Source organism: Dactylosporangium fulvum, assembly GCF_025137375.1.
In the GTDB taxonomy this organism is placed as follows: domain Bacteria; phylum Actinomycetota; class Actinomycetes; order Mycobacteriales; family Micromonosporaceae; genus Dactylosporangium; species Dactylosporangium fulvum.
In genome coordinates this window covers 4,013,440-4,029,059 of record NZ_CP073720.1, presented here as the reverse complement: position 1 = coordinate 4,029,059, position 15,620 = coordinate 4,013,440, and the positions used below count along the sequence as shown (strand labels likewise).

Genomic DNA, 15,620 nt, shown 5'->3' with positions numbered 1-15,620 from the left:
CCAACTGGCGGACGTCAACCACACCAATCGGACCGTCCGGCCCCGGCCTGAGCGTTATGCCGGCGGCAAGATCACTGAGATCTCCTCGCCCAGCCGCGCCCCGAGCAGCAGCTCCAGGTCGTCGCCGCTCCAGAACTTGCCGGGGTCGTACCAGTTCGCCCGCTTTCCGTCGGACAGCAGGCTCATGGCCTCATAGGTGACGGCGACCACCTCGGCGCAGTATGCGGTTTCCAGCGACGCCTCGCTGCGCCGACGGATGTCCGGGAGCCGGCCCTGGAACCACCGGCCGGCCAGCCGGGCCGTGGACGGGAACGGCGTGCCGTCCAGGCGGGCGATCGTGCGCAGCACCGCATCCTCCATCGCGGCGTCGACCTCGTGGTGCAGCTGGCGCAGCCAGGCGCGCTGACCGTACCGCCGGCCCCACACCAGCACCGCGTCGCGCAGGTCGTGCAGCTGGACGCCGCGGTGATGGGTGCCGGTCCACATGTCACGCAGCGATCTGCCCAGCTCGGCGTGCCACATGAGCGGGGGCATGTCGTCCAGGACCACGGCCATGCCGACGTGGTTCACCGGGCTGTTGGTCAGCGTCTGGATGGCCCGGTCGGCGGTCGAGCGGCCGCGGAACACCCAGAGGTCGCCGGTGCGGGTCATCCGCACGGCCTCATCCAGATCGACGGTCACCGCCGTTAGCCTAAGGCCTCATGAAGGTGAAGTGGTGGAAGGTGCTCGGCCTCGCGGGTGTCGTCGGCGTGGCGGCGACCGGGGTCATGGTGGCTCGGGCCGAGCGGCGCCGCAGGGCGTACACGCCGGAGGAGATCCGCGACCGGCTGCGGGAACGCCACGTGCTGGCGCAGTCCTCTCCGGAGGGCGCTCCACAGGGCGGGACGAGTCGCGGCTCACGTACCAGCGATCCCGACGGTCACTTAGGGTAGGTGTTGTGCAGCCATCGACTTCCCAGGCCGACCCCGTGCGGGTCCTGTTCCTCGAAAACATCCACCCGGTCGCGGTCGAGCGGATGCGATCCGAGGGATACCAGGTAGAGACCATCGGGCGCGCGCTCGACGAGGACGAGCTGATCTCCCGGCTCGACGGGGTCCACCTGCTGGGCATCCGGTCCAAGACGCAGGTCACGGCCGCCGCGCTGGCCGCGGCGCCGCAGCTGCGCGCGATCGGCGCGTTCTGCATCGGCACCGACCAGATCGACCTGCGGGCGGCCGCCGAGTCCGGCATCGCCGTGTTCAACGCGCCGTTCTCCAACACGCGCAGTGTCGTCGAGCTGGCCGTCGCCGAGATCATCGCCCTGACCCGCCGGCTCACCGAGAAGAATGCCGCCATGCACAACGGCGTCTGGAACAAGGACGCCGAGGGCAGCCACGAGATCCGCGGCCGGTCGATCGGCATCGTGGGCTACGGCAACATCGGCACGCAGCTGTCGGTCCTCGCCGAGAACCTCGGCATGCGGGTGTATTTCTACGACACCGCCGAGAAGCTCGCGCTGGGCAACGCGCAGCGCTGCGAGTCGCTCGCCGAGTTGCTGGAGCGCTCCGACGTCGTCACCCTGCACGTCGACGGCCGGCCGGGCAACAGCGGGTTCTTCGGCGAGGAGCAGTTCGCGAAGATGCGCCCGCGCAGCATCTTTCTCAACCTGAGCCGCGGTTTTGTCATCGACCACGACGCGCTGCGCCGGCACCTCGACAACGGCCACCTCGCCGGCGCCGCCGTCGACGTGTTCCCGAAGGAGCCGAAGGGCAAGGGCGACGAGTTCGTCTCGACGCTGCGCGGCCTGCCCAACGTCATCCTGACGCCGCACATCGGCGGGTCGACCGAGGAGGCCCAGTCCGACATCGGCTCGTTCGTCGCCGAGAAGCTGCACAAGTACGTGGCGGAGGGCTCCACGACGCTGAGCGTCAACCTGCCGTCGCTCAACCTGCAGCAGGCCCCCGACACGCACCGGATCGCCCTGCTGCACCACAACGTGCCGGGTGTCCTCGCCGACGTCAACAGCATCCTCGCCGGGCACAAGGTCAACGTCGAGGGGCAGATCCTGGCGACCCGCGGTGAGTACGGCTATCTGCTCACCGACATCGCGATCGACTACCCGGAGGAGATCCTCGCCCAGCTCAGCGAGATGGCCACGACCGTGCAGCTGCGGGTCCTCTCCTGACCCTGCCGGACGAGGGCCGGGACCGCAGGAGCATCCACTCGACCACCGCGAGGTTGATGAGCCAGCCGGCGGCCATCAGGAAGAACCTCGGGGCCTCGGTCGGCTGGCCGAAGAACGCGACCCACGGCGCGTGGGTGAACGCCTGGGTGCCGGCGCCCATGGCGAGCGCGTAGCCGCGCATCATCCAGGCGCGGTGGGCGGTGAAGTCGCGGCGGCGGGCCGCCGCGACTCCCAGCACCACCGACACGAGCATCGCGGTCCCGACCACCAACCGCAGGGCGTTCACGGCGTCGCCGTCGTTCGCCGGCAGCGGGTAGAACACCGTCATCCACATGCCCGACAGCGCCGTGGCCAGGCCGGCCACGACCAGCACACGGCCGGCGGCGCGGTGCCGGGCCGGGTGCCGGCGCCGCAGGCCGGCGTGGAACTGGAAGGCGCCCAGCAGGGCGTAGACGGTGACGCTGAAGATGTGGACCAGCACCGGGACCGGCATCGCGAAGAAGCGGGCGTTCTCCGGGGTGACCTCGGCACCGCCGGCGAGCTGGCCGACCCGGGCGCCGCCCGCGATGACCGGGACGGCGGCGAGCACGACGAGTGCGACGGGCACCAGCCACTCGGGCCGGGTCCTGCGGCGTACGACTGGCGTTGTCATGGCCCTGATGGTGACGGCGGCGGTGGTCGTACCTCATCGGCGCGGAGGCCGGAGCCGGGCCGTGCTTCAGGACGAGGGCGGGCCGTACTTTCGCGGGCGGGACCGGCCGGTCTCGTAGGCCCACATCGCGATCTCCACGCGGTTCCGGGCGCCGAGCTTCGCCATCAGGCTGGCGATGTGGGTCTTGACGGTGCTCAGCGTGATATACAGCCCGGCCGCGATCTCGGCGTTGGTGCGCCCGCCCGCGACGGCGGCGAGCACCTGCTCCTCCCGGTCGGTGAGCGGGTCGAGCGGCTGGCGCGGCGGCTCGGCCGGGCCGGCGTCGGCGAACGCCTTCAGCAGCCGGGTCGTGATGCCCGGCGCGATGAGCGCGTCGCCGTTCGCGGCCGCGTGGACGGCCTGGGCGAGCAGCGCCGGGCCGGCGTCCTTGAGCAGGAAGCCGCGGGCGCCGGCGCGGAGGGCGGCGTAGACGTACTCGTCGAGGTCGAACGTGGTGATGACAACAACCGCGAGCGGGTCCTCGACGCCGGGTCCGGCGAGCGTGCGGGTGGCCTCGATGCCGTCCAGGCCGGGCATGCGGATGTCGAACAGGCACACGTCGGGGCGCAGGCGACGGGCGAGCTCGACGGCCCGGCGCCCGTCGGGGGCCTCCCCGACGACCTCGATCCCCCGCTGCGCGTTGAGGATCATGGTGAGCCCGGTGCGGACGATCTCCTGGTCGTCGGCGACGAGCACCCGCACGGTCATGCGGCCCTACCTCGAAAACCCGAAACAATCCGGCGGCGCGCCCGCCTCCGCCGCGCTCCAGCGGTCATACCGCGATCCGCCCCGCCCCGGTCAGCGGCAGGACGGCGGTGACGGTCCAGCCCCGCCCGGGGTCCGGGCCGGCCTCGCAGGTGCCGCCGAGCAGACCGGCGCGCTCGCGCATGCCGATCAGCCCGTAGCCGGGCGCGGCGCCGGGCCGGGCGGCGCCGGGATCGCCGTCGTCGCTGACCCTCAGCCGGACCGCCGTGTCGTCGGCGGCGACCCGGACCTCGATCCGGGTCGCGTGGCGGGCGTGCCGCCGGGCGTTGGTGACCGACTCCTGCGCCAGGCGGTAGATCGTGCTGCCGACCGAGGGCGGCAGGCCGTCGACGGCGCCGAGGATCTGCACGTCGACGGAGGGCCCGGCGCGGCGGCGGTCGGCGAGGCGCTCGAGGTCGGCGACGCCGTTCGGGACCGGTTCCGGTTCGCCGCGCCGGAGGAGCCGGACCATGGCGCGCATCTCGTCGAGGGCGCGCGACGCCTCCGCCTCGATGACGTGCAGCGCGTCGACCGCCGCGCGCGGGTCGACGGCAGCGGTCGCCAGGCCGGCCTGGGCCCGGATCTTCATCGCCGAGACGTGGTGGGCGACGGTGTCGTGCAGGTCGCGGGCGAGCCGCTCCCGCTCGAGCAGCCGCGCCTGCTCCAGCTCCCGGCCGCGGGCGCGGGCACGATACCGGAACGTGGTGCCGAGCGCGCACGCCGCGGACAGGAGGGCGAACCCGGCGAGCACCTGGCCCGCGTCGAGGTCCCCGGTGGCGAAGGCCGCGCCCATCTTCGCGGTGATGACCGCCGACCCGATCACGGCCTCGGCGCCGGAGCCCCAGCGATACAGCGCGTAGGGCAGGATCAGCATGAACGCCATCGCGTTCAGGCCCGGCGGCGCGCCGCTGGTCAGCACCGTCGCCAGCCCGCAGATGCCGAACGCGACGGCGACCACGGCGAGGGGCCGGGTCCGCCGCCACAGCACCGTCGGGATCAACCCGAGCGTGATGGCGATCGAGAGGCCCCGCCACGGCACGTCGGCCCGGAAGATCCCTTCGAGGACCGTGGCCGGCACGAGCACCGCGACCAGCGCCCAGTCCCGCCAGACCCGCCGGGGCGCCCCGGCGGGCCGGGGCTCGGCCCAGACGGCACGCATCAGGTCGGTCACACGTCGATGGTAGGAGCGCACCGGCCGCTCCAGATCAGCCCAAAGTACGAGACGCCGGCCGGTCCGGCGGCACCTCCTACGGCCAGACGGCGCGGATCGCGTCGACGGCCTCGGCGGCCTGGCGCAGGCCGGCCTCCGCCGAGGCCGCGCGGCGGGCCGGGTCCAGGGCGTTGCGGCCCATGGCCTGCCGGGCGGCCGGCGACGGGGAGATGAGCACCGACCGCACCGACGGGCCGAGCGCGGCGATCTCCGTCGCCACCCGGCCGGAGCGGCGCAGGGACACGGTCGTCGGGGCGAGGACGACCACGCGGTCGTGGCCCGTCGCGAGGTCGACGTGGGCCGCCGAACGGACGCCGCCGTCCATGTACTGCCGGCCGCCGATCGTCACGGTCGGCCAGACCACCGGGACGGCGCAGCTGGCGGCGACCGCGGAGACCAGGTCGACGCCCGAGTCGCGGTCGAAGACGACCTCCTCGCCGGTCGTCGCGTCGACGGCGGTGATCAGCAGGCGGGGCGAGGTGGGCCACTCGTGCCGGGGCAGGCGGCCGGCGATGACCGCCCGGCGCTCGGCCTCGGGGACGGTGCGGGCGCGCCGCGCGGACCGGCCGAGGTGCGCGAGGGCGGCCCGGTCGGTGCGGCGCGTGGTCGCGGCCAGGTAGCGCAGCAGCACCGCGCCGCCGAGCCGCGCCGCGATCTCGCCGGTCGGCGGGGCGAGCTGCCGGTCGTACAGCTCCGGCACGGACGCGCCGCTGGTGATCTGGGCGGCGACGACCGATCCCGCGGAGGTGCCGACGACAAGATCCGCGACGCGCAGGTCGAGCCCCGCGGCGGCCAGGCCGGCGATGACGCCGGTCTCCCAGGCCACCCCGACGACCCCGCCGCCACCGAGCACCAGTGCGGTTGTCATGGGACGGAAAGATAGCGGCAAGATACTCGGGTGCGCGAGCTTGTCGTCCTGGGGACCGCCAGCCAGGTGCCCACCCGCATCAGGAACCACAACGGTTACGTGCTGTTCTGGGACGGTGAGGGCATCCTGTTCGACCCGGGGGACGGCACGCAGCGGCAGATGGCGCACGCCGGGGTCGCGGCCTCGGACCTCACCCGGATCTGCGTCACCCACTTCCACGGCGACCACTGCCTGGGCCTGCCGGGGGTCATCCAGCGGCTGTCGCTGGACCGGGCGCCGCACCCGGTGCCGGTCCACTTCCCGGCGGAGGGCGCGGGGTTCTTCCACCACCTGCGCCACGCCTCGAGCTTCCACGACGTGGTCGACGTCCGGGCCGAGCCGGTGAGCGCGGAGGGGGTGATCGCCCGGACCGGGGCGATGAGCATCGAGGCGCGGCGGCTGGACCACGCCATCCCCACGTACGGATACCGGCTGGTCGAGCCCGACGGGCGCCGGATGCTGCCGGAGGAGCTGGCCGCGCACGGGATCAGCGGCCCCGAGATCGGGGTGCTGCAGCGGACCGGGGCGTTCGAGAAGGACGGGAAGGTCGTCACCCTGGAGCAGGTCAGCGTGGCGCGGCGAGGCCAGCGCTTCGCCTTCGTGATGGACACGCGGCTGTGCCCGGGGGTGTTCGAGCTGGCCGAGGGGGCGGACCTGCTCGTGATCGAGGCGACCTACCTCGACGGCGACGCGGATCTGGCCGCGGCGCACGGCCATCTCACCGCCGGCCAGGCGGCGACGGTGGCCGCGGAGTGCGGGGTGCGCACGCTGGTGCTCACCCACTTCTCGCAGCGCTACGACGACCCGGCGGTGTTCCGGCGGGAGGCCGAGGCGCGGTTCGACGGCGAGGTCGTGGTGGCGGAGGACCTGACTCGGATCCGGGTCCCGGCCCGCCGTCCCTGATCACCCGGACCAGGAACCTCGCCGTCGGACTAGTCGCATTCCCGGCAGATCGGCGCGCCGTTCTTCTCGCGGGCCAGCTGGCTGCGGTGGTGCACCAGGAAACAGCTGGAGCAGCGGAACTCGTCGCCGCGCATCGGGACGACGGGCACGGTCAGCTCCTCGTCGGGCAGCTCGGCGCCCGGCAGCTCGAAGCCTGACTCGTTCTCGTCGACGTCGACGAGCGCCGATTGCGCCGTGGTGCGGCGGGCAGTGAGCTCCTCGAGGCTGTCCTCGGCGAGATCGCTGCCGGCCGGGTGGCGCGGCGCGTCGTAGTCGGTGCTGATGGCCATGGCGTTCACCCCTTCTTGGTGACTTGGTTGTGTAACGAACGCCGCCGGCTCCGGATGTGTTCCCGACCGACATGAATGAATGTCCTGTGGTGCTGCTCACGCCGCAGGAGCGGCGAATCGGTCCACTGTGGACATATCAACAGCGTTGGCGCCCACGAGGCTACCTCGGCGCGTCCCCGGTTGACGGCTTTTTCGCAGACTCCGTCCCGGAGATCTTCCCTGAGATTTCCCGGCCCGCCGCCCGCCCGGAGTGCCAGGCGGCCTCGACGCGGGGCCGGCCGAACCCGTCACCAGCCAGGAGGACGCCTTCGACGCTCGCGAAGCCGGAACTGTACGGGTGTGCCGGCCGGGCGTGCGGCCAGCGCCGGACCGCGGCGACGGCCCCTGCGGACGGCAGGTGCAGCACCTCCCGGACGGCGGCCTCGACCTGCGCGGCGGCGTCCTCCCAGGCGTAGCCGGGGGTCGTGTGCGCCACGAGGACGGGAGCCCGGTCCCCGCGGCGGTCCCCGTCGTCGCAGACGGTGATCAGGACCGGGTGGTCGTTGACGAAGGCGCCCGCGAAGTCGGGCCAGCAGCGTGCCGGGTAGCGCAGCGCCACCGCGAGCGACGGCTGCCAGTCCTGGTCGACGGCGACGGCGGCGGCCGGCCGGTGGACCGCCGCGGCCTGCGGGGCGGGCATCGCCAGGACCACCCGGGCGTCGCCCAGCCCGGCGAGGTCGCGCACGGCCACGCCGTACTCCACCGGCAGGCCGGCCGCCAGATCCGCGGCGAGCGAACCGAGGCCGCCCGGCGCCGACCAGCGCTGCGGGCCCGGCGAGTCCGGGGAGTGCGGGCTCGGCCCGTACACCGCAAAACGCGACGTCCACGGCCGGACGAGACCCCGCTCGTGCCAGCCGGCCACGACCGTGCCGAAGGCCGGGTCGCTGACGGTGAAGTAGGCGGCGCCGAGGTCGACCGGCCGGCCGTCCACCTCAGGGCTGGCCAGGCGTCCCCCGGGCACCTCGCCCCGCTCCAGGACACGGACGTCCAGTCCGCGTTCGATCAGCAGACGCGCACAGGCGAGCCCCGCGATTCCCGCTCCGACGACCACTACCCTGCTGGTCATGAACCTCCCTGAACGGGCCCGCGTCGTCATCATCGGCGGGGGCGTGATCGGCACCTCCGTCGCCTACCACCTGGCGCGGCAGGGCGTCACCGACGTGCTGTTGCTGGAGCGGGACCGGCTGACCGCCGGCACCACCTGGCACGCGGCCGGTCTCATGGTCACCTTCGGCTCGCTGTCGGAGACCTCGACGCGGATGCGACAGTACACGCGGGACCTGTACGCGAGCCTGGAATCGGAGACCGGTCTCTCGACCGGGCTGCGCCAATGCGGGTTCATCGAGCTGGCGACCGACCCGGGACGGCTGGAGGAGTACCGCCGGGTCGCCGCGTTCAACCGCCACTGCGGCGTCGACGTGGCGGAGATCTCCCCCGCCGAGGTGCGCTCCCTCTTCCCGCTCGCCCGGACCGACGACGTGCTCGCCGGGTTCTACGTCGCCGACGACGGGCGCGCCAACCCGGTCGACGTGACGATGTCCCTGGCCAAGGGCGCCCGGATGCGGGGCGCGACGATCCGCGAGGGGGTGCCGGTCACCGGGGTGCTCCGCCGCGGGGACACCGTCACCGGGGTGCGGACGCCGTTCGGGGACGTCGAGGCCGAGACGGTGGTCAACTGCGCCGGCATGTGGGCCCGCCAGCTCGGCGAGGAGGCCGGGGTCAGCATCCCGCTGCAGGCCGCCGAGCACTACTACCTCATCACCGAGCCGATCGAAGGTGTCACCGCCGACCTCCCGGTCCTCGAGGACCCGGGGGCCTACGGGTACTTCCGGGAGGAGACCGGCGGCCTCATGGTCGGGCTGTTCGAGGGCAGGGCCGCGCCGTGGAGCGTCGACCGGGTGCCCGACGGCTTCTCGTTCGGGACGCTGCCGCCGGACTGGGACCGGATGGCGCCCTACCTGGAGGCGGCGATGGCACGCATCCCGGTGACGGCGACGGCCGGCGTGCGGACCTTCTTCTGCGGCCCGGAGAGCTTCACCCCCGACCTGGCGCCGATCTTCGGCGAGGCCCCGGAGCTGCGCAACTACTTCGTCGCGGCCGGGCTCAACTCGATCGGCATCCTCACCGGTGGCGGGATCGGGCAGGCGCTCGCGCACTGGATCGCCGAGGGGCGGCCCGACGTCGACGTGACCGGCATGCACATCGACCGCCTGCGGCCGTACCAGCGCAACCGGCAGTACCGGGCGGAGCGGACCGTCGAGGCACTCGGCATGGTCTACCAGACGCACTTCCCCGGCCTGCCGATGCAGTCGGCGCGCGACGCCAAGCGGTCCCCGCTGCACGACCGGCTCGCCGTGCACCGGCCGTACCTGCGGGACGTCTCCGGCTGGGAGATGCCCGACGTCTACGGCTTCCCCGGCCCGCTGTCGCTGTCGTGGGGCCGCCCGGACTACTTCGAGCAGTGGGCGGCCGAGCACCGGGCGGCACGCGAGGGCGTGATCCTCATGGACCTGTCGTTCATGGCGAAGTTCCTGGTGCAGGGGCGCGACGCGGGCGCGGTCCTGGAGGAGCTGTCCGCCAACCGCGTGTCCAACCCGGACACCGTGACCTACACGCAGTGGCTCAACGAGGGCGGCACGATCGAGGCCGACCTGACCGTCACGATGCTCGACGAGGACCGGTTCTGGGTGGTCGCCTCCGACACCGCCCACCGGCACGTCGAGGCGCGGCTGCGCCGGCGGATCGGCGACCGGCACGCGTTCGTCACCGACGTGACGTCGGGCTGGGCGCAGATCAACGTCCAGGGCCCGGCGTCCCGGTCGCTGCTGGCCGCCGTCTCCTCCTCCGACGTCTCGTTCCCCTTCCGCGGGGCACACGAGATCGAGATCGGCTACGCGCGGGTGCTGTGCCTGCGGATCACCTACGTCGGCGAGCTGGGCTACGAGCTGTACGTCCCGGCGGAGCAGGCCGTCCACGTCTACGACCGGCTGGTCGCCGCGGGTGCGGAGTTCGGCCTGCGCCACGCCGGGCTCAAGGCGCTCGCCAGCCTGCGGATGGAGAAGGGGTACCGCGACTACGGCCACGACATCGACAACACCGACGGTGTGCTGGAGGCCGGGCTGGGCTTCGCGGTCGCGCTGGACAAGCCCGCGTTCATCGGCCGGGACGCGGTCCTCGCCCGCAAGGCGGCCGGCCCGCTCACCCGGCGGCTCGTGCAGGTGCTGGTCACCGACCCGAAGGCGGTGCTGCACCACGGCGAGGTCGTGCGGCGCGACGGCCGGGACGTCGGCTACGTGCGGGCCGCCTCCTACGGGCACACGCTCGGCGGCGCGGTCGGGCTGGCGATGCTCGACGCCGGCGACGCCGCTCTGGACCAGGCGTGGCTGGACGGCGGGGAGCTGACCGTGGAGATCGCCGGTTCGGTGTACCCGGCGCGGGCCTCGCTCCGGCCCTTCTACGACCCGGCGAGCGCCCGGGTCCGCGCCTGACGCGGTGCCCCGTTCCGGCTCACCGCGTGTCGAGCCGGAACGGGCGCCACAGCGTCGCCCAGCCGATCGCCGTCAGCAGCCCGGCACCGCCGACCACGAGGAGCCATCGCGACTGGACGGCCCTGTCGTCATCGGCGTCGGCCACCCGCCCGGCCGGATCCTCCGGGTCGTAGCGCAGCGAGATCGGCGCTCCCACCTCGCGCTTCGTCTTCGTGGAGGGGTTGGTGACGTCGGCCGTGATCCTCTCGCCGGTGGCCGTCGCGAACCGCACTGTCAGGTACACGGCCTTGCCGGTGCGGACCGCCACGATCTGCCCGGTCGTCACGACACCGCGGGCCTGCAGCACGCGGTGGTCGTGCCACGCGTCGATGCCGATGACGAGCAGCCCAACCCCCAGGACGACGCCGAACAGGACCGCGACCCAGCTCTTCCGGTCGAAGCCGGCCCGCGCCCAGCGTCCCGGCCCGCGCGGCGCCGACCGCCCGGGAGTCTCCGGACGCGTTCCGGACGCCCACCGATCCCGCTCCCGCCGACCAGCCACGACCCCAGTATGCGGTCCTCGATCCACACCGCACCCGACCCGCCGCCTACCCGACAGGCATGGGTTCGCCCGCCGGGGACAGCGTCGGCGGGGGCGGGCCGCACACGAAATGCGGCTCCGGGTCGTACCGCCAGAAGAACCGCTGCCGGCGGACCTCCTTGCCGTCCTTCTTGAAGACCCGGAAGGCCTCCTGCTGGAATCCCGGCTCCCCGTCGGTGGGGTTGCAGTCCTCCTCCTGCAGGTACTCCGTCTTCGGCTGGACGACCTTCGTGCGTGGGCCGTACTGCGTGGTGATCTCGTCGAAGCGGCGGGTGCCGTAGAGCGTCACGGTGATCGAGGAGTCGGTGGTCGCGGTGTCGACGAGGATGCCGGTGCCGCCGTCGTTACGGAACCGCAGGTCGAGCGACGGGTAGACCACGGTCGCCTCGATGACGGCCGGGTACCGGTCGAAGTAGTAGCTGTGCGGCCGGTGCTCGACGTCCTCCAGCCCGGCGTAGTAGGCGGCGTTGAACAGGGTCGTGGCGACCTGCGAGACCCCGCCGCCGGGCGAATTCTTGATCTTCCCGTTCTCGATGCCGGGCGCGTCGACGTAGCCCTTGGCGCGGGATCGCTCGCCGACGTGCTCGTTGAGGCTGAACGTCTCGCCCGGGCGCACGAGCGCGCCGCGCAGCTCCTCCGCCATGATCCGGATGTTGACCACGCGCGGCTGGCCGGGCGCGAACTTCGTGGTGAAGGTCGACACCCGCTCGGCCACGCCCAGCTTCGCCAGCTCCGCGGTGGTCGTCTTCGCCGTGGCCGGGACGAAGCCGACCTCGACCCGGCGGGGCGTCGCGGTGCCGCGCAGCGCGGCGAGGATCGGCCCCGGCGCGAGGTCGACCTGCTGGCCGTCGGTCTGCGGCTGGACGACCGGCCTGCCGTCGACGATCCGGAACGCGGCGTCGGTGGCGGGGATCTCGACCTTGGCGAACACGGCGGGAGCGGCCCGGCGCAGGGCGGCGGCGTCGATGGTGGGCTCGATGCGGCCGTCGGCGTCGGACTCCATGCGCAGCGCCGCGGCGATCGCGGTGGCCGGGACGGTGACCTCGCCGCGGGGCGTGACCAGCACGAGCGGCGCCGCCACGGCCGGGGTCGCGAGCTCGGCGACGAGGCGGTCGACCTCCTCCCGGCTCGTCCTCGGCACCAGGTCGACGACGGGGAAGCCGATCGGCCCGCCGCGCAGCCAGCCGCGCTCGGCGATGCCGGCGACCGCCCGGCGGTCGAGGCCGCGGCCGCTGACCGGGTGGACGGGGACCGGGCGGAGCTTGTCGAACCGGACCGCGGGCAGGACCGGGGCGTCGCCCTGCGGGCCGAGGTGGACCATGAGCGCGTCGTAGAGCCGCTCGGCGTCGACGTGGACCACCGGCTCGACCTCGCGCCCGCCGTGCAGCCACTCGAACGGGCCGGGCGTGACCCGGACCGCGCGGTCGACGGTGGCCTCGACGTCGAGCCGCAGCCCGACGGCGGCCGGGTCGATGGTGGTGCGCTCGGTGCCGACCCGCACGTCGACCGGGCCGCGGGTGTCCTTGGCGCGCAGCTTCGCCTCGGCGTCCGCGCGGGACAGGCCGCCGAGGTCGGCGCCGAGGACGTGGACCCCGCGGTCGACGTCGCCGGCGTAGGTGCTCACCGCGGCCCCGCCCGGCGCGACGACCAGCAGCGCCACGGCGACGACCAGCCGGCGGCGCCGCCGCACCCGCGCGCGGCGCACGACCGGCGGGACGACGGGGCGGGTTCGAAGCTCGGTAGCCATACCGTTACACTGCCCGATTTATTCCTTTTCATGGCACAGGTCGCGCTCAATGTCCCCCTACGTGTCACGGCGATTCCGGTTCGTGCACCCCGGACACCGCTCAAGATGCGCCGATGTGCCGTCTCGGGTGGGTGGGAAGGACACTGGCCGAGCTCGCTGGCAGGATGTGAGGGTGCGTCAGTACCGGACGTTGGCCATGCGCGTGCGCTCGCCCGAGGCGAGTGCGGCGCTGACGCACGCCGCGCAACGGATCGGCCTGCCGGTCGCGCACCTGCCCGGCGACCCGGCGGAGGTCACCGGGTTGCACTCCGCCGACGGCGTCGCCTGGCGAGCCGCCGGCGGCTACCTGACGACGCTCATCGCCGCGGGCGCCGACATCCGGCTGCACGGCGCCGACCCGGCCTGGTTCGCCGGCCTGCCGCGCGACGTGACCGGCCGCGACGTCCGCCTGGTCAGCGTCGGCGAGGCGCCCGACCTCGTCGGCCCCCGGCCGGCGGTCGCCAAGCTCGCCGACGAGAAACATCCGGCGTTCTCGGCCGCCTGGGTCCGCAACGCCGACGACCTGCGCAACCGGCTGCGGACCGCGCGGCTCCCGGCGACCAGCACGCTGATCATCATGGACCACTGGCTCGACCTCGCCTCGGAGTACCGTGCCTTCACCATCGGCCGCCAGCCGGTCGCCTGGTCGCCGTATCTCGTCGAGGGCGAGGAGTGGAGCCCGTCGCTGCGCATGCACCGGGCGTCGTGGCACGACGAGGCCGCGGCGTTCGTCGCGATGATGCTGGCCGAGTTGCCGGAGGAGGACGTGCCGCCGACGGCGGTCATCGACATCGGCCGCACCGAGTCCGGCCAGTTCGCGGTGCTGGAGGTCAACAACGTATGGAGCTCCGGACTCTACAGCTGCGACCCCGACGGCGTCCTGCGCGCCGTCCTGGCCGCCAACGACCCGGACTGCGCGCCGCGCTGGCGGTGGCAGCCCGCGCCGGTGCTCGGCTTCTGACGCCGTGGCCGCGCTGCTCGACCGGCTGCGGGTCGGTTTCCACTGGCGCGGCGGTGGCGACGTCGTCTTCGCCGACGTGACCGAGTGGTGGCGCGACCCGGTCGTGCTGCGCGACCTGCCGCCGGCGCTCGCCGCGCTCGTGCCCGGCACGCCCACCGTCGTGATCGGCCCGGTGTCCCGCGGCACGCTGCTCGGCGCGCTGGTGGCCGCCCACCTGGGCGTGGGCCTGGTCGAGCTGCGCAAGAACGACCGGGCCGCCCTGCACTCGACCGCCTACCTGTGGCGGCGCCTCCCGCCGGAGTACCACGAGGGCGGCGCGCTGCTGAGCTTCCGCCGGGCGCTGATCCGGCCCGGCGACCGCGTCCTCTGCGTCGACGACTGGATCGAGAGCGGCGCGCAGGCGGACGCCGCCCGGCAGATGGTCGCCGAGATCGGGGCCGAGTGGCTCGGCACCGCCTGCGTCGTCGACGACCTGCCCGGCGACACCCCGCTGCGCGAGGCCCTGGGCCTACGGTCCCTGCTGGTCGCCGACGACCTGTGAGCCGGCCAGCCGCTCCGGCACCGTGATCCTCCGAACGGCCGTCCCGCGCGAACCGGGCAGGCCGCGCAGCCGCCGACAGCCTTCCCGGAAGTTGAGCCGATCACACTCAAGTCCGGGCTCCCCCGCGCGAGGGAGGGCGGTGGCTCCGGCGCGGGAGTTCGCCGGGCCGCGCGCTGCCTAGCGTCGATGTCGTGGGTGAGGTGCGGGGCGGCCGGACGGCGGACCGGCCGCGGAACGAGGATCTTCCGCGGGTGCCGGGCCGGACGGGGGCGGCCGGCCTGCCGGGGGCGGCGGTCCGGGAACGGCTGGTGGGGCGGTTCCCGGCCGTCGCGCCGGTGTGGACGGTCGTGCACCTGACCCGGCCGTGGTTCTGGCCCCTCGGGTGGGCGGGCGCCTACCTCGGCGCGGTGCTCGCCACCCGCGCCTGGCTGCCGCCGGTCACGCCCGCGACGGTGGCGCTGCTCGTCGCGCTCGGACCGCTCGTCTGGGGCGCCGTGCTGGCCGTCAACGACCTGCACGACCTGCCCAGCGACCGGCGCAACCCGCGCAAGGCGACGGCAGCTCTCGTCACCGGCGCAATCACCGAGGCGGAGCTGGCCCGCTGGGCCCGCCGCTGCACGGTCGCGGCGCTCGCCGTCGCCGCCGTCGCGGGCTGGTGGGCGCTCGCCGGCACGGCGCTCGTCCTGCTGCTCGGGTATCTCTACAGCGCCCCGCCGTGGCGGCTCAAGGCCCGCGCCGGTGCGGACGTGGCGGTCAACGCCCTGACCGTCGGGGTCCTCGGGCCGCTCGCCGGCTGGTCGCTGCACCGGTCGCCGCTGGAGTACCCGTCGGTGATGGTCCTGCTCGGGCTGCTGCTCGGCGCCGCGCTGTACCTCCCGACGACCGTCATCGACGTCGACGCCGACCGGGCGGCCGGCGACCCGACCAGCGCCGTGCGGTGGACCCCCGAGGGCTGCTACCGGCTCGGGTTCGCGCTGTGGACCGCCGCGGTGCTCGTCTGGCTCGCCACCTGCCACCTCGGCCTGCTGGTGACCCGCGCCGCGTGGCCGCTGCAGGACGCCGCCGCGCCGGTCCTCGTGCTCGTCTACGCGCTGCTCACCCTCCGGCCGTCGATCGCGCGGATGGCGGTGGTGTCGGCGGCGTTCGCCGTGCCCGCCGCCGACTTCCTCCTCGCCTGCGTGGCCTGACACCCGGCGACCGGCGACCCCCGTTTTCCCTCGCCTCCGGTCACCTCGTGCCGACCAGCGGCGGAAGTCTGCCAACGCGAGCGCCGCGGA

At 73.9% G+C, this 15,620-nt stretch carries 16 protein-coding genes; 7 read left to right on the top strand and 9 right to left on the bottom strand.

Annotated elements, in window-relative coordinates; translation table 11 throughout:
* Window positions 1–54: 54 nt before the first annotated feature.
* Window positions 55–681, bottom strand: coding sequence for a hypothetical protein (locus tag Dfulv_RS19065; RefSeq protein WP_259865331.1), 627 nt, complete (start codon window positions 679–681; stop codon window positions 55–57).
* 20 nt (window positions 682–701) lie between these two features.
* Between Dfulv_RS19065 and Dfulv_RS19060 the strand changes: the two genes are divergently transcribed.
* The gene (locus Dfulv_RS19060) at window positions 702–932 is read left to right on the top strand and encodes a hypothetical protein (RefSeq protein WP_259865330.1); all 231 of its coding nucleotides are present in this window, start codon (window positions 702–704) and stop codon (window positions 930–932) included.
* A 5-nt stretch (window positions 933–937) separates the two neighbouring features.
* The gene (gene serA, locus Dfulv_RS19055; RefSeq protein WP_319805806.1) at window positions 938–2,164 is read left to right on the top strand and encodes a phosphoglycerate dehydrogenase; all 1,227 of its coding nucleotides are present in this window, start codon (window positions 938–940) and stop codon (window positions 2,162–2,164) included.
* Here serA and Dfulv_RS19050 read toward each other — a convergent pair.
* The 4 genes from Dfulv_RS19050 to Dfulv_RS19035 form a co-directional block, all read right to left on the bottom strand.
* Complete coding sequence (locus tag Dfulv_RS19050) at window positions 2,121–2,816, bottom strand: DUF2306 domain-containing protein (RefSeq protein ID WP_259865329.1); 696 nt, start codon at window positions 2,814–2,816, stop codon at window positions 2,121–2,123. The two genes, serA and Dfulv_RS19050, sit on opposite strands and share 44 nt — an antisense overlap.
* A 66-nt stretch (window positions 2,817–2,882) precedes the next feature.
* Window positions 2,883–3,563, bottom strand: coding sequence for a response regulator (locus Dfulv_RS19045; protein ID WP_259865328.1), 681 nt, complete (start codon window positions 3,561–3,563; stop codon window positions 2,883–2,885).
* A 64-nt stretch (window positions 3,564–3,627) separates the two neighbouring features.
* Window positions 3,628–4,770: a sensor histidine kinase gene (locus tag Dfulv_RS19040; protein WP_259865327.1), complete on the bottom strand. Its 1,143-nt coding sequence runs from the start codon at window positions 4,768–4,770 to the stop codon at window positions 3,628–3,630.
* 76 nt (window positions 4,771–4,846) lie between these two features.
* Window positions 4,847–5,677, bottom strand: coding sequence for a patatin-like phospholipase family protein (locus Dfulv_RS19035; protein ID WP_259865326.1), 831 nt, complete (start codon window positions 5,675–5,677; stop codon window positions 4,847–4,849).
* A gap of 30 nt (window positions 5,678–5,707) precedes the next feature.
* Between Dfulv_RS19035 and Dfulv_RS19030 the strand changes: the two genes are divergently transcribed.
* Window positions 5,708–6,619: a ribonuclease Z gene (locus tag Dfulv_RS19030; protein ID WP_259865325.1), complete on the top strand. Its 912-nt coding sequence runs from the start codon at window positions 5,708–5,710 to the stop codon at window positions 6,617–6,619.
* Between the two features lie 29 nt (window positions 6,620–6,648).
* Here Dfulv_RS19030 and Dfulv_RS19025 read toward each other — a convergent pair whose 3' ends face one another.
* Window positions 6,649–6,942 (bottom strand): DUF4193 domain-containing protein, encoded by a 294-nt coding sequence (locus tag Dfulv_RS19025; RefSeq protein ID WP_259867764.1) that lies wholly within the window; start codon window positions 6,940–6,942, stop codon window positions 6,649–6,651.
* 166 nt (window positions 6,943–7,108) lie between these two features.
* Entirely contained in the window at window positions 7,109–8,053 is a 945-nt protein-coding gene (locus Dfulv_RS19020; protein WP_259865323.1) for an NAD(P)/FAD-dependent oxidoreductase, read from the bottom strand.
* On the opposite strand from Dfulv_RS19020, the gene Dfulv_RS19015 reads away from it, so the two are divergent.
* Window positions 8,052–10,475, top strand: a complete 2,424-nt coding sequence (locus Dfulv_RS19015) for a GcvT family protein (RefSeq protein WP_259865320.1) — start codon at window positions 8,052–8,054, stop codon at window positions 10,473–10,475. The genes Dfulv_RS19020 and Dfulv_RS19015 overlap by 2 nt on opposite strands.
* A gap of 19 nt (window positions 10,476–10,494) precedes the next feature.
* On the opposite strand, the gene Dfulv_RS19010 is transcribed toward Dfulv_RS19015, so the two are convergent.
* Complete coding sequence (locus tag Dfulv_RS19010; protein ID WP_259865319.1) at window positions 10,495–11,016, bottom strand: DUF3592 domain-containing protein; 522 nt, start codon at window positions 11,014–11,016, stop codon at window positions 10,495–10,497.
* Between the two features lie 46 nt (window positions 11,017–11,062).
* Window positions 11,063–12,802, bottom strand: coding sequence for a VanW family protein (locus Dfulv_RS19005; protein ID WP_259865316.1), 1,740 nt, complete (start codon window positions 12,800–12,802; stop codon window positions 11,063–11,065).
* Window positions 12,803–12,974: 172 nt separating this feature from the next.
* On the opposite strand from Dfulv_RS19005, the gene Dfulv_RS19000 reads away from it, so the two are divergent.
* The 3 genes from Dfulv_RS19000 (at window position 12,975) to Dfulv_RS18990 (ending at window position 15,530) form a co-directional block, all read left to right on the top strand.
* The gene (locus tag Dfulv_RS19000) at window positions 12,975–13,802 is read left to right on the top strand and encodes an ATP-grasp domain-containing protein (protein WP_259865315.1); all 828 of its coding nucleotides are present in this window, start codon (window positions 12,975–12,977) and stop codon (window positions 13,800–13,802) included.
* Window positions 13,803–13,806: 4 nt separating this feature from the next.
* Window positions 13,807–14,343: a phosphoribosyltransferase family protein gene (locus tag Dfulv_RS18995; RefSeq protein WP_259865314.1), complete on the top strand. Its 537-nt coding sequence runs from the start codon at window positions 13,807–13,809 to the stop codon at window positions 14,341–14,343.
* A 191-nt stretch (window positions 14,344–14,534) separates the two neighbouring features.
* The gene (locus Dfulv_RS18990; protein ID WP_259865313.1) at window positions 14,535–15,530 is read left to right on the top strand and encodes a UbiA prenyltransferase family protein; all 996 of its coding nucleotides are present in this window, start codon (window positions 14,535–14,537) and stop codon (window positions 15,528–15,530) included.
* Window positions 15,531–15,620: the final 90 nt, after the last annotated feature.

Coding starts and splice junctions, on each gene's coding strand:
- Dfulv_RS19035 (WP_259865326.1), bottom strand. CDS start 5,677: ATGACAACCGCACTGGTGCTCGGTGGCGGCGGGGTCGTCGGGGTGGCC.
- Dfulv_RS19020 (WP_259865323.1), bottom strand. CDS start 8,053: ATGACCAGCAGGGTAGTGGTCGTCGGAGCGGGAATCGCGGGGCTCGCC.
- Dfulv_RS19060 (WP_259865330.1), top strand. CDS start 702: ATGAAGGTGAAGTGGTGGAAGGTGCTCGGCCTCGCGGGTGTCGTCGGC.
- Dfulv_RS19015 (WP_259865320.1), top strand. CDS start 8,052: ATGAACCTCCCTGAACGGGCCCGCGTCGTCATCATCGGCGGGGGCGTG.
- Dfulv_RS19050 (WP_259865329.1), bottom strand. CDS start 2,816: ATGACAACGCCAGTCGTACGCCGCAGGACCCGGCCCGAGTGGCTGGTG.
- Dfulv_RS19005 (WP_259865316.1), bottom strand. CDS start 12,802: ATGGCTACCGAGCTTCGAACCCGCCCCGTCGTCCCGCCGGTCGTGCGC.
- Dfulv_RS19045 (WP_259865328.1), bottom strand. CDS start 3,563: ATGACCGTGCGGGTGCTCGTCGCCGACGACCAGGAGATCGTCCGCACC.